Below are 24,558 nucleotides of genomic sequence, written 5' to 3' on the forward strand. Positions count from 1 at the left end.
ATGGATTGTGGATAGCCAATACCCGTGCAGCAAACGAAATATCGGAACTATGTTGTGAGGATTTGTCATCAAGTTCCGCATACGCGGGCGGCCCGCGCCCCACGCAACGGTGGGCCGCGGGTAAATCGCTACCGTGGAATGCCGCGCCGGCGCCCGGCCGTCAAGGCCGGCCGTGGTCATGCCGGCGGCGCATCATCGTGGCGATGACGGCCCGGCCGGCCATCGCGACGCCCGCGGCGCCGCGTCATCGGTCAGTGCCGATCGGTGCCCGTCTCCTGGCGCACCGCATCGGCCGCCTCGCCGGCCTGCTCCTGCATCTTGCCGGCCTCTTGTTCAGCGACGCCTTCCGCTTCCGTCTCGCGGTCGCCCGTGACCTTGCCGAGCGCTTCCTTGACCGAACCCCTGACCTGCTTGAGCTTGCCTTCGATGCGATTCCTGTCCATGGTCGTCTCCTGCGATGGTGGGGGAGAGCCGGCGGCGTGACGGCCCGCGCCGCACCGCCGAGCGGACAGGATCGCAAGCGGAGGCCGCGCGCGGCAGATGCGGATGCACCAGCGCGCATGGTGCATTCGTACCGACGGCGTCAGTCCTTGTCCTTCGCGCCGCCCTTCTCGCCACGCGCGCCATTCGCATCGGCCGCGCCGACGATCCCGCGTTCGCGCGCCCACACGATCGCCTCGCCGCGGCTGTGCACGTCGAGCTTCCCGTAGATCGTCGCGACGTGATTGCGCACGGTGTTCGGCGCAAGCCCGAGGCGGCCGGCGATCTCCTTGTCGGCCAGGCCATGGCACAGCAGATCGAACACGTCGCGCTCGCGTGCGGTCAGGTCCGACAGCTGGGCGCCCGCATCCGGCGCATTCGCACGCCGCACGTTCGCGAGCTTCTCGATCAGCGTGCGGCTGAACCACGATGCATCCTGCATCGCCGTCTCGATCGCGTAGACGAGCTCCATCTCCGTGCGCTTGCGGTCGCTGATGTCGAGCAGCGCGACGAGCAGGCAGTCGCGCCCGTGAATCGCGACGGGATCGGCCGACACGACGCAATCGCGCACGTCGCCTTCCCGCGTGCGGATCTGCACGTCGGCGTTGCGCACGCTGCCGTCGCGCGCGAGCTGGCCCTCGATGCGCTGCCATGCGCCGCGCTCGGCCCACAGCCCGATCTCGTCCGCGGATTTGCCGAGCAGGTCGTCCTGCGCATGGCCCGTCATCGCGGCGAACGCGTCGTTCACGTCGAGCAATTCGAAGCGGTCGGCGGTGACGATCGCGGTGGCGACCGGCGCCATCCGGAACGCCGTCGCGAAGCGTTCCTCGCTCTGCCGCAGCGCGCGCTCGGCCTGCTTGCGCGGCTCGAGATCCATGAACGTGAACAGCATGCACGCCTCGTCGTTCATGTCGATCGGCTGCCCGGCGACCACCACGGCCTTCGTGCTGCCGTCCGCGCGCTTCAGCACGGCCTCCATCTGCGGGATCGTCGCGCCTTCGCCGAGCCGCTCGATCGCGAGGTCGCGCCGCTCGGCCTGGTCGAGCACGTCGATCTCGTACACCGAGCGGCCGAGCACGTCGTCACGCGCGTGGCCGGTCAGGTCCAGAAAGCCCTGGTTGACCTTCACGTAGCGCAGGTCGTCGAGCCGGCAGATCACGGCCGGCGCCGGGTTCGCGTTGAAGGTGCGCTCGAAGCGTTCCTCGGCGCTCGCCCATTCGGTCGCGTCGTGCAGCACGAGCGCGAGACAGTCGGGCTCACCGGCTGCATTCGTCAGCACGAGGCTGCGGATGCGGTGAACCCAGCTCACGGTTTCGTCGGCGGCCGATTCCACTTCGACCGTCACGTCGCTGAACTCCTCACCCGCGATCACGCGATCCATCGGATAGTGGCCATCGCGCACCGGGTGGTTGTTCCGGTAGCGCAGCCGGAAACGCTCGCGGTAATCGGTGACGGTCGCACCGAGCGCCTTCAGCTCGGTCACGCCGTGCATCGCGAGCGCGGCTTCGTTCGCCCAGACGATCCGCTGGTCGGGCTCGATCAGGATCACGCCCTCGGTGAGCCCCGCGATGATCTGGTGCAGCTGGCGCCGGTCGGTATGCGACTTCAGCGCCTGTTCGTTTACCTGTTCGTTCATCGAATGGTTGTCCCTGTCGTCAGCATGACTGCCGGCCCGGTTGCCGCCACGTCGACACGCGCCGGCCGGCGCGTGTGACGATGATCGCGTGCCGCACCGGTGCACGACAGTCGCGAATGCACTATTCGTCATAGTACATGCGCACGGCCTGCCCTACCGTGCGGTGCCCCGCCGATCCCCGAAGCACACGCTGCACCTGCTTTCCGCACGCCCCGGCCGGCAGGCGCACCCCCGCCCCCTTCCCGACACCCCGTGCAAACGCACTAGCCGATCAGGTGAATTTGCGCGATGTCCACGCCCGTTTGCATCGGTACGCTGGTACTGCATCGGCGCTCATGCGCTGCCTTCCGAACCGCAGAGGAGAAGCACGATGAAGCTGCATCAGACACCCGATCCGACGCGGCCCGAACCGGCCCCGGACAGTCCGCCCGAACCGCCGCCCGGCACCGATCCGCCGGTGCCGCTGCCGCCCGACGTGCCGCGCCCGGACATGCCGCCGCGCGAGCCCGGCTACGACACGCCGATCGCCCGTTGATCCGGGCACGCGCCGTGCTCGGCAGTCAATTCATTCACCACGCCAATCGAAGGAGAACATCAATGAACAAGACCTCGCACCTTTCGACGCTGCTCGCCGCCAGCGCGGCCTTCCTGCTTTGCGCCGCACCGCTCACGAGCGCACAGGCGCAAGCCTCGTCCGCCGACAGCAACATGACGGCCGAATCGAACCAGCCCGTCACCGACACGTGGATCACCACCAAGGTGAAAGGGGAACTCGCGACCACCGACGGCGTGAAGAGCACTGACATCAGCGTGAAGACGGTCGACGGTGTCGTCACGCTCACCGGCGTGCTGCCGACCAAGGTTGCCGTGAAGAAGGCTGTCGCCGTGACGCGCGCGATCAAGGGCGTGAAGCACGTCGACGCATCCGGCCTGAAGGCGAAGGCCTGACCTCCCGGCGCGGCACGCCGCCGCGCCTTTTATCCCTGCATGACAAGGAGCACATGATGAACGAGGACAAGATCAAGGGTCAGTGGAAGCAGCTCTCCGGCAAGCTGAAGGCCAAGTGGGGCAAGTTGACCGATGACGACCTGAAGGTGGCCGACGGCAATCGCGAGTATCTGGCCGGCAAGATCCAGGAGCGTTACGGCATCGCTCGCGATGAAGCCGAGAAGCAGTTGAAGGATTTCGACCGCGAGCTGTAACGCGATAGCGCTTCCATCGCGCTTCAATGCAACCGCCGCGGCGCCCACGGCGCCGCGGCCACCAGGACAACGACATGGGCAAATACCTGATCGCCTGGCTGCTCGGCGTGCCGGTCGGGCTGCTGGTGCTGTTCTTTCTGATCACGCACGTCTTCTGAGCGTGCCGGCTCGATCAGAGTCGATCAAAACAACTCGTTTTTCAGGGAGATAAACAATGAAATTTCTTTCGATCTCGGTCGCCTGCATCGCGTTGATGACCGCTTCGATCCCGGGATTTGCAGCAGGGTGCCTGAAGGGCGCGGCCGTGGGCGGAGTCGCCGGCCACGTCGCGGGGCACCACGGGGCTGTGGGCGCCGCCGCGGGTTGCGCGATCGGCCACCACCACGCGGCAAAGAAAGCCAAGGCGGCAAGCGCGGCAACGGCCGCGTCGCAATGAACGCGTCACGACGGGGCCGGTGGACGTTCGCCGAAACCGCCGGCGTGGCGCCGCGCGCCGGCGGCCGCAGGTGAAGGCGTGACCGCCGGATTTACAAAAATTTCGCCAATCCAGAGGGAAAATCGTTCATGGATATGCATGGCTTGATCATATGGCTGGTCATCGGCGCCATCGCCGGCTGGCTTGCGGGCGTGCTCGTCAAGGGCGGCGGTTTCGGCCTGCTCATCGACATCGTCGTCGGGATTCTGGGCGCGGTGATCGGCGGCTGGCTCGCCGGATTGCTCGGTATCGGCTTCAGCGGGATTCTCGGCTCGATCGTCATCGCCCTCATCGGTGCCGTCATCCTCTTGCTCGTGATCCGCCTGTTCAATCGCGCAACGTGACAGGTCATCAAGCGCGCCGGCGAAGCGCTGCGTCAAAAAATGCCGGAATGACACGTTCGACGCCATGAGGGACGAGCCCGGCGTTCGACACCGGGCTCGCGATACTTAGTGCCCCTTGTAGAGTTCGAGCAACTGGCTCTGCAAGGCCATCATGTCCTTGTCATGCTGCATCTGCAGCTTCGCCATCGCTTCGTTGTGCTGCATTTCCATCGCCATCATCTTTTGCTGGATGCCGATGGCCTGAGTGCGCTGCTCGGGCGTGAGCTTGTCCATCATCATCATGGTCCAGTCGCTGGTATGCGACATGTAGGTGCCGCTGCGACCAATGCCGCCACCGTCTGCCTGTGCCGCACCCGCGACGAGCAGGAACGGAATGGCGCCACACAGCATGAGCTTGCGAATCGGGTTCATCCGGGTTCTCCTGTCAAGAAAGGACGTCGGGAAGCGCCCGTGTCGCATGCACGGGTTTCCTGAGCGTGTGTCATGAACTGCCAGCTGACATCAAGATCTCGTCCAATCCATCGACCCGATGATCGAAAGGCGTCTCCCTGACACGTGCTACGACGAATCGGCCGATGAATGATGGTTCGACTGGCGAGACGTTTGTCGTCCCATACCGGCGGATATGACACGGCTCGATGAGATTTTCCGGGTCGCGCAAACCCGCGCGCCCGGCCGTGGCATCCATGACGCCCCTTCCCCGAAATGGCAAACGCCCTGCATTCGCAGGGCGCTTCAGGCCGCGGTTCGTGCGTAGGCCGGCCAATCGGTCGCGGCCAGCGCAGCCTCCCGCTTTCCTTTCGTTACTTCGCCGCGTTCGCCGTCATCTTGAAGATGCCCTGCGCGTTGCCCGCATCGAAACGCAGGTCGGTCACCCAGCGGCGCGCCGCCTGGTCGAACGTGCGCTTGCGCGTGATGAACTCGTAGAACGAACCCGGCACGTTGCGCTTCACCGTGCCGCCGTCGCGCGTACGGAATTCGCGTTCGACGGTATCCGCGCGATACGCGGTCTGGAACACGCGGCCCGAGCGCGAGCGCTCGACTTCCGGCTTCATCGGCCGGCCCTTCGCCTTCTCGTCGTCGGACAGCTTGAACACGTCGGCGACGCGGTCGGTCGCGTGGTTGAACGCGTTGCCTTCGGTCGCGATCCACGCCATTTCCGCCGATTCGAGCAGCAGCGTTTCGTAGTCGAGTTCGTTCGGCAGGTCGTGCTGGCGCGCGAACGCGCCGACGATCTCCGGCAGCAGCGCATGCGCGGCCTCCAGCGGCAGCCAGCCTTCGCGCTCGACTTCCCACAGCAGCGCGACGGCCGTCGGCGACAGCGGATCGCGCGACGTGCTCACGACGTTCGTCACGGCCTGCTGGAATTCCTTCGAGAAACGTTCCGGATGCAGCTCGCTGACGAAGAACTGCGCGATTTCGTCCGGTGCGTCTTCATGCGCATACGCGCGGCCGGTCATGCCGAGCTTGTCGAGCGGGTAACGGCCGTTCAGGCGGAAGCCGAGCGGACGCAGGATGCGCGTGAACGCGGCCTCGCCCGGCGGCAACGCGCCGGTGTGCGGCCAGCGCACCGTGCGCAGCGCGCCGTGGTCGAAATAGACCGAGCCGCCGCTTTCGACCGCTTCGGCCGTGTACGCGCGGCCGTTCGCCGAACGTTCGAGCAGCCCTTCGAACAGCGCCATGTTCATCGCCTGCGCGATTTCCGCGCGCGTCACGACACCGTCTTCCCATTCTTCGAGGATGGCCGGCATGTTCAGGGTCGAGAACAGGGCGTCGGTCTTCGCCTGTCCCAGCAGCTTCGTCAGCAAGCTCTCGATATTCGGATTGCGCATCAGGATTCTCGTCTCGGGGGACCGCCGGCAAACGTGCCGGCAACTCGTCGGCCGGCCGCCCCACGGGCGCCTGACCTTGCGTGGAGAGCATTATTCAAAGGGTTGCAGCCGGGCGTAAAGCGAGATTAAATTGATATGTGATGAGTTTTTGGAATTATCAGCCGCTCCCCTGCTCCGCGTTCCGCCTTGTGCCGTACGGGCCTTATCGTCAGACGAACGAACATCATGCGTAAATTCAAGATCCCCAACATGGGCGCGCTCGTGGCTTTCGAAGCCGCCGCGCGCCACGAAAGCTTCACGCACGCGGCCAAGGAGCTGTTCCTGACCGAAAGCGCGGTATCGCGCCAGATCGCGACGCTGGAAGCAAGCCTCGGCGTGCGGCTGTTCGCCCGCGTGAAGCAGCGCGTCGTGCTGACGCGCGCCGGCAAGCTGTACGGCACCCAGGTGCGGCGCGCGCTGGAAGCGCTCGACCGCGACACGCTGTCGATCATCGCGCACGGCAGCGGCGGCGGCTACCTGGAGCTGGCGGTGCTGCCGACCTTCGCGTCGCACTGGCTGATCCCGCGCATCAAGAGCTTCTACGACCGCACGCCCGACGTGCGCGTGAACATGGGCAGCCGCACCGACCTGTTCTCGTTCGAGGACACCCACTTCGAGGCCGCGATCCACTACGGCAAGCCGACCTGGCCCGGCACGTCGTCCGACTACCTGTTCGGCGAGGAAGTCGTGCCGATCTGCTCGCCGGCGCTGCTCGACGGGCCCGTGCACAGCGTCGAGGACCTGCTCGCCTACCCGCTGCTGCACTCGACGACGCGCCCCGGCGCGTGGGCGCAGTGGTTCGAGACGCACGGCGTCGAGGACATCCGCACGATGCAGGGCGTACGCTACGAGCTGCACACGATGCTGATCAGCGCGGCCGCGGCCGGGCTCGGTATCGCGCTCGTGCCGAAGTTCTTCGTCGAGGAACAGTTGCAGCAGCTCGGGCTGGTGGTGCCGTGCGATGCGGCGACGGTCGGCGATTCCGCGTACTACCTCGTGTATCCGACGGAGCTCAGCCACAGCAAGCCGCTGGAACTGTTTCGCGGCTGGCTGCTCGAGCAGGCGAGCGCGTATGCATCGCCGCATCCCGATGCGGATGGCGACGATCTGGAGGACGACGAGGACGTCGAGTAACGGCGCGGTCGCGCCAGCCTCATGGCGCGGCGGCCTCGCACGCATGTCGCGTCGGCGGGCTGGCCGTCACGACCTTCACCAGCCACGCGTGGTCGGGCTCCTCCAGCCCCGGGCACACGGTTTCCAGATCGCGAATCACGAGCGTCGCATGCCCGTCGAAGCGGCACACGCCTTCGGGTTGCGCCGCCGGCAGCCGCAGACTGCGCCGAGCATCGCGCTGGTTCGTGAACCGGATCACCCCCGCGCGTTGCGAACGGTCCGGCAGGCGCCGCGCCGATGCGTCGTCCTCCTCGAACCACACGTCCTCCCCGCTCTCTTCATCGCCGTAATCCACCACGTAACGGCCCGACAACGTGATCGCCCGGCCGACGGACACCGAATGGCATTCGGGTTCGGCGTCGGCCGGGATCGTCTGCGCATGCGCCGCGGCCGCGCCGCAAGCCAGCCCCAACACGGCGCACAGCACGCGGGCGCGGCCGGTCAGGTTCGACACATCAATCGATTGGCGGATCATGGGCAGTGAGGGGCGGGGTATCGTGACGAAGCCCCGCATTGTCACCCGGCGCCTGCATCACGTGCATTACATGTGCCACTTCACCGTGGCGGTCAGCGTGCGCGGATCGCCGGGCATGTTGTACAGATCCGCATTGCCGTGCGCGGCGATGAAGTAGCGGCGATTGAACAGGTTGTCGAGCGTGAGCGTCACGTCGACCTTCTTGCTGCGATAGCCGGCGCCCAGGTTGAACACGGTGAACGACGGCAGCGTGACGAGATCGCTCGCCGACGTGTAGCGCGCCGACTGGAACTGCATGCCGGCCGCCGCGTAGAAGCCGTACGGCAGCTCGCGCTTCACCCACAGGTTCGCGCTGTGGCGCGGCATCAGCCCCGGCGTGTTGCTCGACACCGCGACGCCGGCCGCCGTCGATTGCGCCGAGCCGTCGACCGTCCCGTTCAGGTACGCGTAGCCCGCATACACCGACCACTTCGGCGCGATCTCGCCGGTGAAGCCGAGCTCCATCCCGTGCACGTGCTGCGTGCCGATCGGCAGCGCATAGCCGGGATTCGCCGGGTCGCCGATCTGCTGGTTGGTCTGGCGCATGTCGAACAGCGCGACGCTGGCCGTCGCCTTGCCGCCGAGATCGAAGCGCGAGCCGACTTCATACGCGGTGGTCTTCTGCGGCGCGAGCGCGGCGCCGTTCGAGAACGCGCCCGAGCTGATCAGCGTATCGGCCAGCGGCGAGAACGACTGGCTGAACGAACCGTACAGCGTCAGCCAGTCGAGCGGTTCGTAGATCAGGCCGACGCGCGGGCTCCACGCGTGATCGGTGCGATCGAGATTGACGTTCGACGACGTGTAGTCGTGACGGATCTGGTTCAGGTAGTCGAAGCGCAACCCCGCGAGCACCTTCCAGTGCTCGGTGAGCGAAATCAGATCCTGCGCGTACACCCCCGCGAGCCCGACGACGGTCGACGCGTTCGTCTTCGCCCGCGCGCCGGTCGGCACGCCGGGCAGCACCACCTGCTGCGGATTGAACAGATCGTAGGTCGCGACCTTCGACACGCTGTAGATCGTGTCGAACTTCTGCTGCTGCGACAGTTCGAGCCCGTACAGCAGCTCGTGGCGCATGCCGAACAGCGACGTCTTCTGCGTGAGTTCGAACAGGCCGTCGATGCCGTGGTCGGTGCGCTGGCGCGTCGACTGGTCGAGCGTGACGACCGGGTGCGCGGCCGTCTTGATCGGCTCGTACGTGACGTAGTTCTTGCGTTCGAGCGAGAAGTCGTACGCGCGGATCGCGCCATGGAACGACAGCGAATCGTTGAAGCGATGATCGAGCGACACCGTCGCGCTCTTCGCGGAGACGTCGTTGTACGAGCTGTTCGCCGCGTCGGCCGAGCCGTAGAACGTGTTGATCGGCACGTCGACCGGCCGGCCGAGATACGCGGGCAGCCCCTGGTCGGACGTGCGGCGGTCGTGCAGGTAGTCGAATTCGACGTTCAGCACCGTGTTGCTGTCGAGCTTGAACTGCGCGGACGGCGCGATCGCCTGGCGGTTGAGCTGGAACTGGTCGCGGAAGCTGTTCGAGTTCTCGGCCGCGCCGGTGATGCGGAAACGCGCCGCGTCGTTCGCATTCCAGCCGAGGTCGAATTCGCCGCGCCGCTCGCCGCGCGTGCCGAGCGTCACGCCCACGTCGCGCACCGGGTTCGCGTCCGGCCGCTTCAACACGCGATTCACGATGCCGCCCGCCGAGCCGCGCCCGTACAGCACGGCCGCCGGCCCCTTCAGCACTTCGACGTGATCGACGTTCGACAGGTCGCGATAGTAGAGCGCATCGTCGCGGATGCCGTCGACGTACTGGTCCGTGATGCTGTTGAAGCCGCGGATCGTGATCTGGTCGCGCTGGCCGTCGCCGACCGAGAAGCCGACGCCCGGCACGTTGCGCAGCGCATCCTGCATCGACGTCGCGTTCTGGTCCTCGATCACCGCGTGCGGCACGACGTTCACCGTCTGCGGGACGTCCATCAGCGACATGTCGGTCTTGGTGGCGGCACGCGAGCGGCCGCCGTCGTACGACGCATGCTCGGCGGTCGCCTTGACCGAGATCGCGGGCAAGGTCGCCGCGGCGTCGCTCGCCTGTGCGAAGGAGGTGCGTGCGCCGGCCAGCGACGTGGCGATCAGCAGCGCATGGCAAGCGCTCTTGTTGAGTTTCATCGTTGAAATAGAGGCTGAGGGAAAACGGCGAACGGAAACGCATCCGGCCCACGCGCGAACCACGCGGTGAATCGGGCTGGCGACAGCCTTTCCGTGAACAAGCAGCGGCGCGCAGGGATCGCCTCGTCGCGCCGACGGGCCGGTGAACGGCCGGCGGCGGATGGCAGCCGGCCGGCAAGACCGGCACGAAAGAGGCCGTGACGCTCCGTCACGGCTCGTAACGGAGCGAAATATTAAACGAGAATGATTCGTGTTTTTAGTTAATTTTCAACGTGTCGCCTGCCCGCAACGTGCAGGCGCATGGCGCTCTGCATTCCTGACGAATGCCTTTCTATTTCGCGCTTTTACGCGATCCGGCGGTAATAAAAACGAAAGAAATGCTTCGAGCGCATCAGGCGATGACGGGCCAGGCAACAGGCGGGATTCGGGAGACGACGACGACGACGACGACGACGAAAGGACTGGAGAGGATCACGAAGCATCCGTCGAAGCGGACGGCGCATATTCGAAGTCCGGTGCGCGCCGGACCGGGCAACCCCGACCCGGCGCTCCGGGCAGCCGACCTCGCATCGGCAGCGCGGCGGACCTTCTTCCTTTTTTCACTACCTATGCTCTCAGGCTCACTTCATTTTTTTCTTCGCCGCGCCGGGCCATTATCCGCTGAAACCGGCCCGTTTGAAACGTTTGCGAGCGCTGTTGGCGGCTTATACCAAGCATTCGGCAACAGTCTTTCCGAATGCTTACGATGCATGCGGCGCGATTCGGCAATTCTTGCATTCGCGCCGGCGTTCCTTTTTAATGGAACTGGTTCCAGTCGTTGAATCGGCCAGGGTCACGCGTGACGTGTCGTCGTCCGCGCGTCATGATGCCGATTCAGGATCGAGGATTTCCCGCTCAGGATTCGCATCGCCCGTCCTTCCCGGACACCCCGTCAAACGAGACCGTCATGCCCGATTCCGCCTCCCTGCAGCAACTGTTTCCCGCCTTTCAGGACATCCCCGCCGAGTACCGGCTCGCTTCGCCGATTCACCAGCGCGTGTCGCTCGTCGACGGCGCGTTGCGGCCGTGGGACGGCGCGACCAAGACCGTGCTGTCGCCCGTGTGCGTGCGACAGGCGGACGGCAGCGTCGAGCAGGTCGAGATCGGCAGCTACCCGGTGATGGGCGAAACGGAAAGCGACGCGGCGCTCGACGCCGCGGTGCGCGCGTACGACGCCGGCCGCGGCGAGTGGCCGACCATGAAGGTCGAACAGCGCATCGCGTGCATGCAGGACTTCATCAAGCGGATGGTCGCGCAGCGCGAGCTGGTGGTGAACCTGATCATGTGGGAGATCGGCAAGAGCCTCGCCGATTCGCAGAAGGAGTTCGATCGCACCGTCACGTACATGACGCAGACGATCGACGCGCTGAAGGAGCTCGACAACGCGAATTCGCGCTTCGTGATCGCCGAAGGCACGATCGGCCAGATCCGCCGCACGCCGCTCGGCGTCGTGCTGTGCATGGGCCCGTACAACTACCCGCTGAACGAAACGTTCGCGACGCTGATCCCCGCGCTGCTGATGGGCAACACCGTGGTGTTCAAGCCGCCTCAGTACGGCACGCTGCTGTTCGAGCCGCTGCTCGAAGCGTTCCGCGATGCGTTCCCGAAGGGCGTGATCAACACGATCTATGCGCCGGGCGCGGTGGTCGTGCCGCACATGCTCGCGTCGGGCAAGATCAACGTGCTCGCGCTGATCGGGTCGAGCAAGGTGGCCGACCACCTGAAGAAGCAGCACCCGAAGTCACACCGGCTGCGCGCGATCCTCGGCCTCGACGCGAAGAACGCGGCGATCGTGCTGCCCGACGCCGATCTCGATCTCACCGTGAAGGAATGCCTGCTCGGCGCGCTGTCGTTCAACGGCCAGCGCTGCACCGCGCTGAAGATGCTGCTCGTGCACCGCTCGATCGTCGACGAATTCCTGAAGCGCTTCACCGCCGCGCTCGAGCAGTTGAAGATCGGCATGCCGTGGGAGAAAGGCGTCAGCATCACGCCGCTGCCGGGCATGCATCGCACGGCCTACATGACGGATGCGATCGACGACGCGAAAGCCAAGGGCGCGCAGGTCGTCAACCATTCGGGCGGCGAGTTCAGCAAGACGCTGTTCTATCCGGCCGTCGTGTACCCGGTGTCGGAAGGAATGAAGCTGTATCGCGAGGAACAGTTCGGGCCGATCATTCCGGTGGCGACGTTCGACGACGTGGAAACCGCGCTCGACTACGTGACGACGTCGGATCACGGCCAGCAGGTCAGCATCTTCGGTTCCGATCCGGCGCAGATCGGCGCGCTCGTCGATCCGCTCGTGAACCAGGTGTGCCGCGTGAACATCAACTGCCAGTGCCAGCGCGGGCCCGACGTGTTCCCGTTCGCGGGCCGCAAGGATTCGGCGGAAGGCACGCTGTCGGTGAGCGACGCGCTGCGCGCGTTCTCGATCCGCTCGATGGTCGCGGCGAAGCAGACCGACAGCAGCAAGCAGCTGCTCGATTCGATCGTGTCGGATCACCATTCGAAGTTCATCAATACGGGTTTTATTTTCTGAAGCGCGCTGATTCGGGTGCCCTCCGCCGCGCGTCAGTGCGGCGGAGTCATCGGGTTGAGTGCGCACCCCACCTCGTCCGCCTCCGGTCAGGTCGCACCAGGCCTCGCGCGCAGGCTGTTCAGCAGTGTGTCCCATACTTGCAACGCGCCCGCTTCGTCCACCGGCGAGGTGGCCTTTTCCGGTGGCAAGTCGTCGCGCGCGGGCGCGCCCAGCAGCAGTTCGACCGATGTATGCGGCTGCTCCACCGTCGCGGGATTCCCCGGCGCGAGCAGGTAGAAGCGATAGACGGTGACCGCGCCATCCCTGAGCGCAAACAGCACCTCCTCCGCGTCCATGCCGGCGACCTGCCGTTTGCCTTGGCGCAGGATGCTGTAGCGTCCCGGCATGCGATTGAGTGTCGCGCGCAGCGCGCGCAGATTGCGAGTGAGCGGTTGCTCCAGATCGACGTCCACCGCATCCCGCAGCTTGATCACAAGCAGCGCCGGTCGGCCCGGCATCAACGCGAACGACTGGCTCACTTCCTCCGAGTAAGTCGACGGGCCGGCGACGACCCCGCCATCGAAGCAAAAGCCGGATTCCGTCGGCACGGTCCAGTTATCGCGCACCTTGATACGGCGGTAGGTATCGTCATAGATGCTTTCGGCCCGATCCAGCACATCCGCACCGATCAAGCTCGTCGTCCGGACGAGCGTGCGGTTCGCGAACAGATAGCCTTCCGTATCGAACGGCAAAGCGACAGCTTTCACCACTGCATCGTTGAAGACGAAAACCCGTGAGTGCGGCACCGGAGAGAAGGCCTTTTCCAGCGACATGCGTCCCGTCTGCTCCTGCAGATCGACGGGATTCACCCGCTGTTTGGTACGCAGTTCCTTCTCGCGCGCCGCGACTTTGGCGTCGTAGTCCTCCACTGACACATCGTGCGTCGTCACCAGCTTTTCGCCGCGGTACTCGTAACGCTCGTCCGAGATCTCGCTCGAGACGGGCCGGTCGAACATCAGGCGACCGATGCACCACGGACGCAATTCCGATAACAACGGATTGTTCATCCCGGGTTCCACGGCATACGCAAACGAGCAGGCACACAGCCCCGTCAGCAAGAGCAGCGAACGAACAAAACGCGCCATCACGAGCCTCCCCGCACATTGATATCTTTCATTGTCTGCACCCTGTTGCCGAGAAGCACCCGGCGCGTCCATGTTCGGCGTGAAGCAAGCCTCGACACCGATGTCTTTCGTGACTATAGGCGAGCCCAAGACGTCCGGTATGAAATTCACCGGAATCATGGGGTGCAGATCCTGAAGTTCATCGATGGACGCTTCAAGTTCGGAAGCGCGCCGTTCGCAAAAAAGCCACTGCACACACCCGCGCAGCGGCTTTTTTACGCCAGCGCGTCACTACGCCCGAACCGGGAACGTCAACGCGTCGAGATCGAGCGGGCCGCCGGTCAGCTGAACCGGGCGGGCCTTCCGCGTCAGACGTTTCACACCAGCACCGGATCCCCGCCACGCCGAATACGACGGCGAGACACGCTTCCATCGCACGCCGGCCACGGACGTAAAGCCGGCGCAAGCAGTTGCTCGATTCGATCGTGTCGGATCACTACTCGAAGTTCATCAATACGGGTTTTATTTTCTGAAGCCGCGGAGATCCAGCGCGGGAGACGCACTGGATCTCCGCCTCCGGTACGAATCGACCGCTCACCGCGCGAGCGCGGCCAGTACGTTCGCCCGGTAGCTCATGTCCTTTTCCCGGATCTCGAGTACTCCGCGCGTCACGTCGATGTTCGTATATAGCTCGGCATAGCGCGATTCAGGGCCGTCGGCGAAGAAAAAGACTTTCGCCTGCATCGGGTAGGTGTCGACTTCGCGGAGGTCTCCGCTCAGCACGGCGACATCGCCGTACGCGCGTGCGGCAAATTTCGCCGACGGCTGCGGCTGTCCGTACAACGTCGCCAGTGCGCCCAGCAACGCATCGCTTTCGGCGCCGATCGACTGATAGACGATTCCGCTGCGCCCGCCTTCGCGCGCACCGAACACGACTTTGACGCCCACCGTCTTGCCCTGATAGACACCGCGCGCCAACACCGAACATTGATTGCGGTCGTCGCATTCGATCGACCGGACCGCGAGGCGGATGTCAGCAAAATCGCGTAGCACGGGCCCCTTGGCCGCGGATATTTCGGGCAACGCCGGCTCGCGTGCAACACCTGCAATTGCAAAGGAAACGAACAACCCCGCGCCCAGCAGGCGCATGACATGGGGGCGGAATGGGCTCACGTTAAAAGCTCCCGTTCGGATGGTCCAGAGGCACCGGTGATGCGCACGTCTGCCTGAGCGGCATCACACCCGGTCGCCCACCCTACACGTTCGACACCAGCAGCCTGATTCCCGCCACGCCGAACACGACGGCAAGACACGCTTCCATCGCGCGCCGGCCGCGCACGTACAGCCGGCGCGCGCCGTCCATCGAGAACACGAGCGCATAGCCGCCGAACACCAGGCACCCGATCACGATGCAGCCCGGCACGACGGCGCCGTGCGACGCGCCCGCGCCGTTCGACGACAGCGCGACGATCGACACCCACACGAGGATCGCTTTCGGATTGGTCAGGTGCAGCATCGCGCCGCGCACGTAGAAGCGCGACAGCCGCTGCTCGCCCGCTGCGTTCGTCGACGCCGCCGCGTTGCCCGACCATGCCGTACGTCCCGACTTGTACGCGAGCCACAGCAGGTACAGCCCGCCGAACAGCTTGATCGCGACCAGCAGCTTCGACCACGCGAGCAGCGCGGCCGACACGCCGAGCGCCGCCACCGTCGCCCAGCACATCGATCCGGAAATGACGCCGAGCGCGAACGCGAGCGCCGCCTTGCGGCCCTGGTTCGCGGCGACCGACATGATCGCGAGATTGCTCGGCCCGGGGCTGGCCGTCCCGATGAAGTAAGCCGTGTAGGCCAGCAGCAGGTTGGCCGAGAAGAAGGCGTGGACGCTCATGTCGAACCTCGCAGGGATGATCGGGGCATTGTTGGCAAACGCGCGCCGTCTGCCCATGGACAATTGGCCGACAATTCGCTGGGCCAGTTGGACGGGGCGCGCAACCGGATCGCCACGGGTCAATCCGTCTCGGATTTGAAACACCCGGCACATTCGCGGGCGGCTTTCGCCGAGCATGGCGGACACCCTGTCCCAACGCTTCCGCCGGCCCGAACGCTTGACAGGCGCAGGCGGCACGCGCGGGCCGGCCCGATTCGTCAGACCGCCGGGGAACGCGCCACGCAATTTATCCCGGCGTTACGTTACATCCGTGAAGCATTTCGCGTCGGCGAGCTGCTCCGCGTACGCGATATGCATCGCACCGCGCCGGTAGACCGCCTCCTCGGTCCCCTCCTCCCCCCAGTACCGGCGGGACTCGCGGCCCTCATCGCCTCGCGGCTCAACAATACTCAACAATCGTCTCGTGCCGCTGGTACGAAACCTGCATCCCGTTCGGGTAACCGCCGCGCCGATCACCGCGCGGACACGAACCCACCGTCGGGCGCATCCAGCGGACACGCCCGAACGATCCGAGCAAGTAACGAGGCCCTTCATGGATGCACTGCCCAATTCGTCCGACACGTCGTTCCAGCTCTTTCTCGCGAAGGTGCTCGAACAGCCGTTGCCCGACTGGACCGAAAAGCAGCAGATGGAACTCGAGATGGCACGCTCGTTGTCCACCGAAATGGTTCACCTCGCCGAGGACATGCGCGGCCGCACGCCCGATCTCGCGCGCTGCCTCGTGCTGCTCCGCTACGCGAAAGTGCTCGACTTCATGCTGACGTCGCTCGCCGCGCACCGCGACATTCATCCGCAGACGCTGCGCACGCTGTTCCGGCTCGCGAACCTGAAAGTCGACGATGCGTATCCGGCCTGAGCCGGCGCACTGCATCGGCTGCCGCGGGCGTCACGCACGGCTGCGGCGGCCTTTCCCGATGCGCGGCACGCGCATGCCCGATGATCTCGCCGCATGATTCCCCGGAACCGGCCATCCCGACAGGCCGGCGCACTCGGCGTGTTCGTGAAACGCGACGGACGAGACGCACAGGAGCCGCTCGACCCGAACGCTCGCCGCGACGATCGCGACGTCGAGCGGACGATGCGGCGCGTGTCGCCGGCCGGCCTGTCCGATCAAGTGGCCGACGATGACGGCAGCGCCGACGACGCCGAGGCCGAGTCCTGTTTCGCCGATGTGAGACGCGCGCCGTGACCGCTGCCGACTTCGACCGGATCTGGCCGGCCATCTGCGACACCCCTGCCTGGTCCGTGACGAAAGGCCAGGGCAGCTTTCTCACGTTCGAATTCGGGCAACCCGCGCTGCATGTCAGGGAGCCGCTCGCCGGCTCGCCCGGCCTGTCCGCGACGGCACGGGACAGGCTCGCGTCGCGGCACGTGACGGTGGCCGGCAACGGGCATCTGTGGATCTGCTACTGCCATTGGTCGATCGCGCTCGACGGTCACGAGCTCGCGCACAGCGAATCCCGATCCGGCGACATCGCGGCCGCCGCGCAACGGCTCGACGGGCAGATCCTGCAGTGGGTCACGCCCTGCGCCCAGCCGGGTTCGTGGGCGTTCGATTTCGACCTCGGCGGCAAGCTGACGACCTGGCCGTACGGCGACGATCCGGCCGACGAACAGTGGCATCTGTACGACCGGCGCTCGGGCAACGTGCTGACCGCCCGCGCGGACGGCACCTGGTCGTATGGCCCGGCGAACCCGCCGCCCGGCAGCGGATCGTTCGGTTCCGAATAGCCGCCCGCGTGCTTTCGTCCGCTTCCGGCAGCACGCCGGGCTGATGCCGTGCATCAGCGTGGCGGACGGCCCCGCCCCGCAAACGGAGGTACAATCGCGCGCCATGAACGCACTTCGCCGCTTTCTGCTCCGGCAAGGCGTCGCGCGACAGCTTCTGTGGGGGATCCTCCTCGTGACGCTGCTGTCCCGCGCGCTGATGTCGGGCGCCGTGATGCTCGATCCGGACGGTCCGGATGCGGGCTCGGTGGTGCTGTGTTCGGGCCGCGGCCCGCTGATCGTCAACGTCGCCGCGCTGGCGGCCCGTTTCGATGCCGGCGCGCCGATCACACCGGCCAACGACGCGCGCGCGCTCGCCGATGCGCTCAAGCATGACGGCCATGCCGACAATGCGACCTCGTCCGGCAGCGGCGACAGCCTGTGCGCATTCGGCGCCGCGCTGTTTACCGCGCTGGCGTCGTTCGTGCTGCTGGTGCTGCTGTTTCCCGCCGCCGCGCCACGGCGCTTCCGGATTCACGTCGACCGCATTCCTGTCGTGCGATCGATCTTCGACGATCGCCCACCCTCCCGCGCCCCTCCGCTGTCCTGCTGACGGTTCCGCCCCGCGGCTCGTGCACGTCGACGTGCGCGCGCCTGCATGCCGTTCGTCTCGCACGACCTGATTCAAGCGTTCACCCGCCTGCCCGCCTCGCGCGGGCGACGCCGTCATGCGCCGCTTCCGCGCATGGCGCCGCGCCGCCCGTTCCGTCGATGCCGGCCGGCGGGCGCAACGCGCGTTGACGTCCGCCGGCCCGTGCCGGCGCGGCCGCTCAACGAACCCGAGGAGCTGACACCATGTCGACCACCGTCGAACGGGCGATCTCGCCCGCCCAATCCGCCCACGCCGGCTACCGGACGCTCTGGCGCTGGCACTTCTATGCCGGCCTGTTCGTCATGCCGTTCCTGGTGGTCCTCGCGATCACCGGAACGCTCTATTGCTTCCAGCCGCAGATCGAGCCGCTGCTGTATCCGCACCGGCTCGTCGTCGAGCCGCGCGCCACGCCGCGGCTCGATGCCGACACACTGCTCGCGCGCGCGCGCACCGCGATGCCGGCCGGCGCGACGCCGGTGTCCGTGCAGGTCTCGACCGCGCCGGACCGCAGCGCCGAATACGTGTTCCGGCTGCGCGACGGCAGCCGCGAGAGCGTGTACGTGAACCCGTACGACGGCAGCGTGCTCGGCACGCTGAGCGTCGAGAACCGCTTCATGCAGATCGACCGGATGCTGCATCGCAAGCTGCTGCTCGGCAAAACGGGCGAGTTGCTGATGGAGCTCGCCGCGTGCTGGACCTTCGTGATGATCGGCACCGGCATCGCATTATGGTGGCCGCGCGGCGCGGCGCGCGTCGGGCAGGCACTGCGCCCCGACCTGTCGCTGCGCGGCCGGCCGCTGTGGAAAAACCTCCACGCAACCGCCGGCATCTGGCTCGCGGCCGGCACGATCGCGTTCATCCTGACGGGGCTGCCGTGGTCGGGCTCGTGGGGCAAGAACTTCAAGGCGCTGGCCGCGACCGTGAACCTCGGCGCGCCGGAAGGCGCATGGGGCGGCGGGTCGGTTCGCTCGACGCGCCCCGGTGCCGCCGCGGCGCCCGCACCTGCCCAGGCTGCCGCACCGTCCGGCCATCACCACGACTCCGGCGAGTCGATGCCGGGGATGGTGATGGACGACCTGCCGTTGCCGCAAACGCCGTGGGCGGTCGGCAACGTGCCCGTTCCGCATTCGCCGTCGGCACCGACGCCGGCACCGCTGCCGCTGGCCCACGCGATCGCGATCGTCGCGGGCCTCGGCGTGACGAGCGGCTATACGCTCGCGCTGCCGTCCGGCGCGGATGGCGTGTTCACCGCGTCGTACTTCCCGGACGACCCGAAAGCCGAGCGGACGATCTACCTCGACCAGTACAGCGGGGCCGTGCTGAAGGACATCCGCTACGACGACTACGGCGCGGTATCGCGCGCCGTGTCGTACGGCACGTCGCTGCACATGGGCCGCTACTTCGGGCTCGCGAACCAGATCGTCTGCGCGGTGCTGTCGCTCGGGCTGGCCGCGATGGCCGTCACGGGCACCGTGATGTGGTGGAAGCGCCGCCCGGCTCGCAAGTTGGGCGCGCCGTCGCGCGAACGCGGCGCGCCGCCGATGCGCGGCTGGATCGCGGGGCTCGTGCTGCTCGGCATCGTCTTCCCGCTGATGGGCGCAACGATCGTCGCAGTCTGGTTGATCGACCGTGTGCTGTTCGGCCGTGCGGCACGCGCAGCGACCTGATTCATCGCGCGCCGGCGTACGCGGCGCGACGACGCGACAAGCCCGGGCCACCGCGTGGCTCGGGCTGTTCGCGCTCGTGCTCGCACTCGTCGCGCCGCTGATCTCGCAACTGCGCGCCGCCGCACCCGATGATGGCGTGCCGGCCGCGCCGATCTGCTCGGCCACCGGCAACACGCTCGTGGCGCACGCGCAATCGCCTGCGCCGTCCGCTTCTCCGTCCGCTTCTCCGTCCGCTTCTCCAGCCGATTCTCCATCCGACCGGCATTTCGACCGCTGCGGCTATTGCGGCCTGCTCGCCGGCCATCCGCCGCTGCAGTACGCGGTGTTCCTGTCCGCTTCCCCGGCCGTGCGGCATGCGCCGCCCGCGCCGCCGATCCCCTCTGCCCGCTACCCGGCGAAGCGCTACGCGCTCGCCGCGCGCGGGCCGCCTTCCGCCCGCGCCTGACGCACCTCGGGACCGCGCCGCCGCACACCGCGCGGCGCCGTCCGCTTCGCCTGCCCGCCCTGCCGGTGCCCGATGCCAAGCCCGCGCGCGTGACCACGCGCGGTGGCCGGTGCCGTGCATGGCGCGCATCGTGTCCGACTCATCATCGTCCTACGTACAACGACATGCTTACCTTGACCCGTATTGCCGTCGCGCTGTCCGGCGCGATCTCCGTGCTCTCCGCGTCGGCCGCCTGCGCACAGAGCGCCGACGCGCCAACCGACGCACCGGCCGCGTCGCCCCTGCCCGCAATCAACGTCAACGCACCCCGCGAGATGGACTCGCTGACATCGAAATCGACCGGCAGCCTGAAGCGCACGCTCGAGCAGACGGTCGGCTCGGTGGGCTTCGTCGATGCCGACAGCTACCGGAACACCTACGCGTTCACGCTGCGCGACGTGCTGAAGGACGTGCCGGGCGTGTTCGTCGAGAACCGCTACGGCCAGGAGTTGCGGCTGTCGATTCGCGGCTCGGGCATCGCCCGCTCGTACCACACGCGCGGCCTCGAGATCCTGCAGGACGGCATCCCGACCAACCTCGCGGACGGCAGCGGCGACTACTACCAGATCGATCCGCTCGCACTGCAGGCGGTGCAGGTCTACAAGGGCGGCAACGGCCTCGCGTATGGGGCGTCGACACTCGGCGGCGCGATCGACTTCATCACGCCGACCGCTCATACCGCCGACGCGCCGAACATCGTGCGCGTGGAAGGCGGCAGCTACGGCACGGTGCGCACCAGCGCGCAGATCTCGCGCGTGCTCGGCCCGCTCGACTTCCTCGCGAACTTCAGCGTCAACCACGCGGACGGCTATCGCGATCATTCGAAGGGGCAATACGAGCAGTTCAACGCGAACGTCGGCTACCGGTTCAGCCCGACGGTCGAGACGCGCTTCCATGTCGGCGTGTACGTCGTCGACCAGTTGCTGCCCGGCACGCTGTCGCTGTCCGACGCGCTGAACAATCCGACCAAGGCCGCGCCGAACGCGATATCGGGCGACCAGGCGCGCAACACGCGCACCGAGCGGATCGCGAACCGCACGACGGTGAAGCTCGATTCGGGCGAGCTGCAGTTCGACACGTGGGCGATCCACAAGAGCCTCTATCACCCGATCTTCCAGGCGCTCGACCAGGACGGCTGGACCTACGGCTTCGCGCCGCGCTACACGGGCCACCTGACGCTCGGCGGGATGCGCAACGACCTGATCGTCGGTGCACGCTTCTTCGGCGGCCGCACGCAGGCGAACCAGTACGTGAACGTCAACGGCAACAAGGGCGCGCAGACGCTCGACTCGACGCAAACGGCGTTCAACTACGAGGCGTATGTCGAGAACCGGCTGTTCTTCGTGCCGACCGTCGCGCTGATGACGGGCGTGAAGGTGCTGCACTCGGTGCGCGAGTACATCGACAACGGCGGGCTGCCGCGCGCCCCAAACTACAAGTCGACGAACGCGAGCTACAGCGGCGTCAATCCGAAGCTCGGGCTGCTGTGGCAGCCGGACGCGCACACCCAGGCCTACGTCGACGTCACGCGCAGCCAGGACGTACCCGACTTCACCGACCTCACGCAGACCTTCTCGAACACGACGCGCTTCACGCCGCTCGCGGCGCAGCACGCTTGGACGATCGAGTTCGGCACGCGCGGCTCGCGCGAGCGCGTGAGCTGGGACGTGACCGCCTATCGCTCGCTCGTGCGCGACCAGCTGCTGCAGTACACGACGAACCCGGATGTGCCGGCGTCGACGTTCAACGCGAACAAGACGGTGCTGCAAGGGATCGAGGCCGGCGCGTCGGTCGAGCTGCTGCGCAACGTCACCGGGCGCGGCGCGGGCGACAAGGTCACGCTGTCGGGCATCTGGAACCTGAACGACTTCCGCTTCAAGAACGACCCGCAGTACGGCAACAACCGGATCGCGGGCGTGCCGCTGAACGTGCTGCGCGCGACGCTGGGATACGCGCGGCCGAGCGGCTTCCACATCGCGGCGACGCTCGACTGGGTGCCGTCGGGCGCATGGGCCGACGATGCAAACACGTTGCGCGTGCCGAGCTATACGCTGCTCGGACTGCAGGCCGGCTACGACTTCCGCAATGGCCTCTCGCTGTTCGTCGACGCGCGCAACCTGACCAACAAGCGCTATGTGAGCGACATCAGCACGGTCGCCGATGCGCGCACCGCGAACACCGCGATCTTCTATCCGGGCGAAGGGCGCAGCGTGTTCGCCGGCATGCGGTACGCGTTCTGATGCGCCGCCTTTCAAGCAACACCGCATTAAGCAGATTCAAAGGATCTCGAAACATGAAGTTCAGATTGATGCTGCCCGCCGCCTTGCTCGCGGCCTTCTCGCCCGCCGGGCAGGCCCAGGAAAGCGATGCCGCGAGCGCCGGCGCCACGCTCGCACCGATTCGCGTCAACGCCCAGAAGGCGACACCGCTCACGCAGCCGCTCGACACCGGCAGCCGTCTCGGCCTGACTTCGCTCGAAACGCCCGCGAGCGTCGAGCAGATCGATCGCAAGACGCTCGACACGCGCGGCGACAGCGCGATCGTCGACGCGGTGAGCCGCGCCGCCGGCATCAGCGCGTCGCCGCATCCGGGCAACGGCGGCTCGGAACTCGGCGCGCGCGGCTTCGTCGGCGCGTCGTCGGTCACGCAGCTCTATGACGGCGTGCGCCCGTACGGCGCGATCGGCATCACGTTTCCGTTCGACACGTGGTCGGTCGACCATATCGACGTGCTGCGCGGCCCGGCGTCGGTGATCTACGGCGAAGGCGCGATCGGCGGGGTCGTCAACATCGTGCCGAAGAAGCCGACGCGCGGCGCGATCCAGAACGAGCTGCAGGTCGGCGGCGGCACCGAGGGCACGGCGCGGGTCGCGTTCGGCAGCGGCGGTGCGATCAACGACACGCTGTCGTACCGCTTCGACATCAGCGGCAACCGTTCGTCGAACTGGGTCGACCGCGGCAATTCGCGCAACCTGTCGATCTCCGGCGCGCTGCGCTACGACGTGAGCGCCGACCTGTACGTGACCGCGTCGTACGCGCAGGGCTTCCAGCATCCGATGCAGTATTTCGGCGTGCCGCTCGTGAACGGCGCGCGCGATCGCGCGCTCGACAAGAAGAACTACAACGTCGGCGACAGCGACATCGCGTTCCGCGACAGCTGGGCGACGGTCGCGGCGAACTGGCAGCCGAGCGACAGCCTGAACGTGACGAGCACGCTGTACCGGATGAAGAGCAACCGACACTGGAAGGACGCCGAGTACTACACGTACCTGCCGTCGACCGCGCAAGTGCGGCGCAGCAGCTTCACGGAAATCTTCCACGACCAGGAGCAGTACGGCAACGTGACGGCGGCCACCGTCACCACCGCGTTGCTCGGCATGCGCAACACGTTCTCGACGGGCTTCGAGTTCAATCACACGACGTTCCAGCACGACAACAACTCGCCCTATTCGGGCACGTCGACGGTCGATCCGTTCAACTTCGATCCGGGCAGCTTCATCAACACGGCCGGCACCTATCCGAAGTACCGCAGCCAGGCGAACCAGTACGCGCTGTTCGCCGAGAACCGGCTGGAGATCACGCCGCGCTGGTCGGTGATCGGCGGGCTGCGCTACGACCATGCGAGCGTGAACCGCGACGATCTCGTGAACGGCGGCGCATTCACGAAGGTGTTCGCGAACACGGGCTGGCGCATCGGCACCGTGTACGACGTGCAGCCCGGCCTCGCCGTGTACGGCCAGTATTCGGTCGCGGCGGATCCGATCAGCTCGCTGCTGTCGCTGAATGCGTCGAAGGCGAACTTCACGCTCGCGACCGGCCGGCAGATCGAGATCGGCGTGAAGCAGTCGTTCCTCGGCGGCAAGGCGGAATGGACGCTCGCCGCGTACCGGATCGTCAAGAGCAATCTCCTGACGGCCGATCCGCTGAACCCGAACCAGTCGATCCAGATCGGCCGGCAGTCGTCGCGCGGGCTCGAGGCGACGGTCGGCGCGGAGATCGCGAAGGACTGGCGCGTCGACGCGAACGTGTCGATCCTGCGCGCGAAATACGACGACTTCCAGCAGACGTCCGGCGGCACGACGGTGTCGCGCGCGGGCAACGTGCCGGTGTCGGTGCCGCAGCGGCTCGCGAACCTGTGGGTGAGCTGGCGCTTCGCGCCGGACTGGACGGGCATCGCGGGCGTCAAGTACGTCGGCAAGCGTTTCGCCGACACGGCGAACCAGCTCGTGATGCCGTCGTACACCACGGTCGACCTCGGCCTCGCGTGGAAACCGCGCAAGGACACGACGATCACCGCGCGCGCGTACAACGTGTTCAACCGGCGCTTCGTGCAGTCCGCGTACTACAACGAGACGCAATACCTGCTCGGTAACGACCGGCGGCTCGAAGTCGTGGCGAACTACCGGTTCTGACGCGGCGCGATGCGGTGCGCCGCACCCGCCGCCGGTGCGCATGCCCTGCGGCGGGCGCATTTCATCGCGACCTCACCGCGAATGCGCGGCCACTGACGCAACCGCATGAACGCCCTGGATCGGCGCACGGCGGCCCGACGAACCCGTCGCCGGGCCGCA

Annotated in this window: 26 protein-coding genes and 1 pseudogene; 17 read left to right on the forward strand and 10 right to left on the reverse strand. The window is 66.7% G+C overall.

The genetic code is table 11. The features are described 5' to 3' along the window. Nucleotides 1-251: 251 nt before the first annotated feature. Together CFB43_RS30055 and CFB43_RS30060 are read right to left on the reverse strand one after the other, a co-directional pair. Nucleotides 252-443 (reverse strand): CsbD family protein, encoded by a 192-nt coding sequence (locus CFB43_RS30055; protein ID WP_089497742.1) that lies wholly within the window; start codon nucleotides 441-443, stop codon nucleotides 252-254. A 140-nt stretch (nucleotides 444-583) separates the two neighbouring features. Continuing rightward, nucleotides 584-2,116 carry a helix-turn-helix transcriptional regulator gene (locus CFB43_RS30060; RefSeq protein ID WP_089497743.1) on the reverse strand — a complete coding sequence of 511 codons (1,533 nt, stop codon included), beginning with the start codon at nucleotides 2,114-2,116 and terminating at the stop codon, nucleotides 584-586. A gap of 370 nt (nucleotides 2,117-2,486) precedes the next feature. Here CFB43_RS30060 and CFB43_RS38575 point away from each other — a divergent pair, with 370 nt between their 5' ends. The 6 genes from CFB43_RS38575 (at nucleotide 2,487) to CFB43_RS30080 (ending at nucleotide 4,137) form a co-directional block, all read left to right on the forward strand. Further along, nucleotides 2,487-2,651 carry a hypothetical protein gene (locus CFB43_RS38575; RefSeq protein ID WP_179254921.1) on the forward strand — a complete coding sequence of 55 codons (165 nt, stop codon included), beginning with the start codon at nucleotides 2,487-2,489 and terminating at the stop codon, nucleotides 2,649-2,651. Between the two features lie 62 nt (nucleotides 2,652-2,713). Then, a complete protein-coding gene (locus tag CFB43_RS30065; protein WP_089497744.1) occupies nucleotides 2,714-3,064 on the forward strand; it encodes a BON domain-containing protein in 351 nt (116 codons plus the stop codon). Between the two features lie 56 nt (nucleotides 3,065-3,120). Continuing rightward, nucleotides 3,121-3,318, forward strand: coding sequence for a CsbD family protein (locus CFB43_RS30070; RefSeq protein WP_039354235.1), 198 nt, complete (start codon nucleotides 3,121-3,123; stop codon nucleotides 3,316-3,318). 26 nt (nucleotides 3,319-3,344) lie between these two features. Continuing rightward, nucleotides 3,345-3,476 carry a hypothetical protein gene (locus CFB43_RS38980; protein WP_256941090.1) on the forward strand — a complete coding sequence of 44 codons (132 nt, stop codon included), beginning with the start codon at nucleotides 3,345-3,347 and terminating at the stop codon, nucleotides 3,474-3,476. A gap of 56 nt (nucleotides 3,477-3,532) precedes the next feature. Next, a complete protein-coding gene (locus CFB43_RS38985; RefSeq protein ID WP_089443317.1) occupies nucleotides 3,533-3,754 on the forward strand; it encodes a hypothetical protein in 222 nt (73 codons plus the stop codon). Nucleotides 3,755-3,882: 128 nt separating this feature from the next. Then, the gene (locus tag CFB43_RS30080; RefSeq protein WP_089497745.1) at nucleotides 3,883-4,137 is read left to right on the forward strand and encodes a GlsB/YeaQ/YmgE family stress response membrane protein; all 255 of its coding nucleotides are present in this window, start codon (nucleotides 3,883-3,885) and stop codon (nucleotides 4,135-4,137) included. A 105-nt stretch (nucleotides 4,138-4,242) separates the two neighbouring features. On the opposite strand, the gene CFB43_RS30085 is transcribed toward CFB43_RS30080, so the two are convergent. Both CFB43_RS30085 and CFB43_RS30090 read right to left on the reverse strand, forming a co-directional pair. Next, entirely contained in the window at nucleotides 4,243-4,548 is a 306-nt protein-coding gene (locus CFB43_RS30085; protein ID WP_089497746.1) for a hypothetical protein, read from the reverse strand. A 392-nt stretch (nucleotides 4,549-4,940) separates the two neighbouring features. After that, nucleotides 4,941-5,969 carry a DUF1338 domain-containing protein gene (locus tag CFB43_RS30090; protein WP_089497747.1) on the reverse strand — a complete coding sequence of 343 codons (1,029 nt, stop codon included), beginning with the start codon at nucleotides 5,967-5,969 and terminating at the stop codon, nucleotides 4,941-4,943. Between the two features lie 225 nt (nucleotides 5,970-6,194). On the opposite strand from CFB43_RS30090, the gene CFB43_RS30095 reads away from it, so the two are divergent. Next, nucleotides 6,195-7,142, forward strand: a complete 948-nt coding sequence (locus CFB43_RS30095) for a LysR family transcriptional regulator (protein ID WP_089497748.1) — start codon at nucleotides 6,195-6,197, stop codon at nucleotides 7,140-7,142. 19 nt (nucleotides 7,143-7,161) lie between these two features. Here CFB43_RS30095 and CFB43_RS30100 read toward each other — a convergent pair whose 3' ends face one another. Both CFB43_RS30100 and CFB43_RS30105 read right to left on the reverse strand, forming a co-directional pair. After that, nucleotides 7,162-7,695 carry a hypothetical protein gene (locus tag CFB43_RS30100; RefSeq protein WP_256990134.1) on the reverse strand — a complete coding sequence of 178 codons (534 nt, stop codon included), beginning with the start codon at nucleotides 7,693-7,695 and terminating at the stop codon, nucleotides 7,162-7,164. Nucleotides 7,696-7,722: 27 nt separating this feature from the next. Beyond that, a complete protein-coding gene (locus CFB43_RS30105; RefSeq protein WP_089497749.1) occupies nucleotides 7,723-9,852 on the reverse strand; it encodes a TonB-dependent receptor in 2,130 nt (709 codons plus the stop codon). Nucleotides 9,853-10,175: 323 nt separating this feature from the next. Here CFB43_RS30105 and CFB43_RS30110 point away from each other — a divergent pair, with 323 nt between their 5' ends. Next, the gene (locus tag CFB43_RS30110; RefSeq protein ID WP_179254922.1) at nucleotides 10,176-10,673 is read left to right on the forward strand and encodes a hypothetical protein; all 498 of its coding nucleotides are present in this window, start codon (nucleotides 10,176-10,178) and stop codon (nucleotides 10,671-10,673) included. Between the two features lie 125 nt (nucleotides 10,674-10,798). Then, entirely contained in the window at nucleotides 10,799-12,427 is a 1,629-nt protein-coding gene (locus CFB43_RS30115; protein WP_089497751.1) for an NADP-dependent glyceraldehyde-3-phosphate dehydrogenase, read from the forward strand. Between the two features lie 86 nt (nucleotides 12,428-12,513). Here the strand turns inward: CFB43_RS30115 and CFB43_RS30120 are convergent, their stop codons facing one another. From CFB43_RS30120 to CFB43_RS30130, 4 genes and pseudogenes are all read right to left on the reverse strand, one after another. Beyond that, nucleotides 12,514-13,710 carry a T6SS immunity protein Tli4 family protein gene (locus CFB43_RS30120; RefSeq protein WP_256990135.1) on the reverse strand — a complete coding sequence of 399 codons (1,197 nt, stop codon included), beginning with the start codon at nucleotides 13,708-13,710 and terminating at the stop codon, nucleotides 12,514-12,516. A gap of 208 nt (nucleotides 13,711-13,918) precedes the next feature. After that, nucleotides 13,919-13,993, reverse strand: a pseudogene (locus CFB43_RS38990) (LysE family translocator); the annotation flags it as partial. 131 nt (nucleotides 13,994-14,124) lie between these two features. Continuing rightward, a complete protein-coding gene (locus CFB43_RS30125; protein ID WP_144023131.1) occupies nucleotides 14,125-14,703 on the reverse strand; it encodes a hypothetical protein in 579 nt (192 codons plus the stop codon). Nucleotides 14,704-14,785: 82 nt separating this feature from the next. After that, on the reverse strand, nucleotides 14,786-15,418 hold the full coding sequence (locus CFB43_RS30130; protein WP_089497754.1) for a LysE family translocator: 633 nt from the start codon (nucleotides 15,416-15,418) through the stop codon (nucleotides 14,786-14,788). A 592-nt stretch (nucleotides 15,419-16,010) separates the two neighbouring features. Between CFB43_RS30130 and CFB43_RS30135 the strand changes: the two genes are divergently transcribed. The 8 genes from CFB43_RS30135 (at nucleotide 16,011) to CFB43_RS30170 (ending at nucleotide 24,399) form a co-directional block, all read left to right on the forward strand. Continuing rightward, nucleotides 16,011-16,334, forward strand: a complete 324-nt coding sequence (locus CFB43_RS30135; RefSeq protein ID WP_069259119.1) for a DNA-binding protein — start codon at nucleotides 16,011-16,013, stop codon at nucleotides 16,332-16,334. Between the two features lie 93 nt (nucleotides 16,335-16,427). Continuing rightward, on the forward strand, nucleotides 16,428-16,667 hold the full coding sequence (locus CFB43_RS30140; protein ID WP_089497755.1) for a hypothetical protein: 240 nt from the start codon (nucleotides 16,428-16,430) through the stop codon (nucleotides 16,665-16,667). Then, entirely contained in the window at nucleotides 16,664-17,209 is a 546-nt protein-coding gene (locus CFB43_RS30145) for a hypothetical protein (RefSeq protein WP_089497756.1), read from the forward strand. Before CFB43_RS30140 ends, CFB43_RS30145 begins: the two co-directional genes overlap by 4 nt. A gap of 103 nt (nucleotides 17,210-17,312) precedes the next feature. Next, complete coding sequence (locus CFB43_RS30150; protein WP_089497757.1) at nucleotides 17,313-17,798, forward strand: hypothetical protein; 486 nt, start codon at nucleotides 17,313-17,315, stop codon at nucleotides 17,796-17,798. Nucleotides 17,799-18,040: 242 nt separating this feature from the next. Further along, nucleotides 18,041-19,504: a PepSY-associated TM helix domain-containing protein gene (locus tag CFB43_RS30155; protein ID WP_089497758.1), complete on the forward strand. Its 1,464-nt coding sequence runs from the start codon at nucleotides 18,041-18,043 to the stop codon at nucleotides 19,502-19,504. Beyond that, nucleotides 19,482-19,949: a DUF2946 family protein gene (locus CFB43_RS30160; RefSeq protein ID WP_089498193.1), complete on the forward strand. Its 468-nt coding sequence runs from the start codon at nucleotides 19,482-19,484 to the stop codon at nucleotides 19,947-19,949. Before CFB43_RS30155 ends, CFB43_RS30160 begins: the two co-directional genes overlap by 23 nt. 164 nt (nucleotides 19,950-20,113) lie before the next feature. Continuing rightward, complete coding sequence (locus CFB43_RS30165; protein ID WP_089497759.1) at nucleotides 20,114-22,228, forward strand: TonB-dependent receptor family protein; 2,115 nt, start codon at nucleotides 20,114-20,116, stop codon at nucleotides 22,226-22,228. A 53-nt stretch (nucleotides 22,229-22,281) separates the two neighbouring features. Then, nucleotides 22,282-24,399, forward strand: a complete 2,118-nt coding sequence (locus tag CFB43_RS30170; RefSeq protein WP_089497760.1) for a TonB-dependent receptor — start codon at nucleotides 22,282-22,284, stop codon at nucleotides 24,397-24,399. Nucleotides 24,400-24,558: the final 159 nt, after the last annotated feature.

This window comes from Burkholderia sp. AU15512, assembly GCF_002223325.1.
GTDB lineage: Bacteria > Pseudomonadota > Gammaproteobacteria > Burkholderiales > Burkholderiaceae > Burkholderia.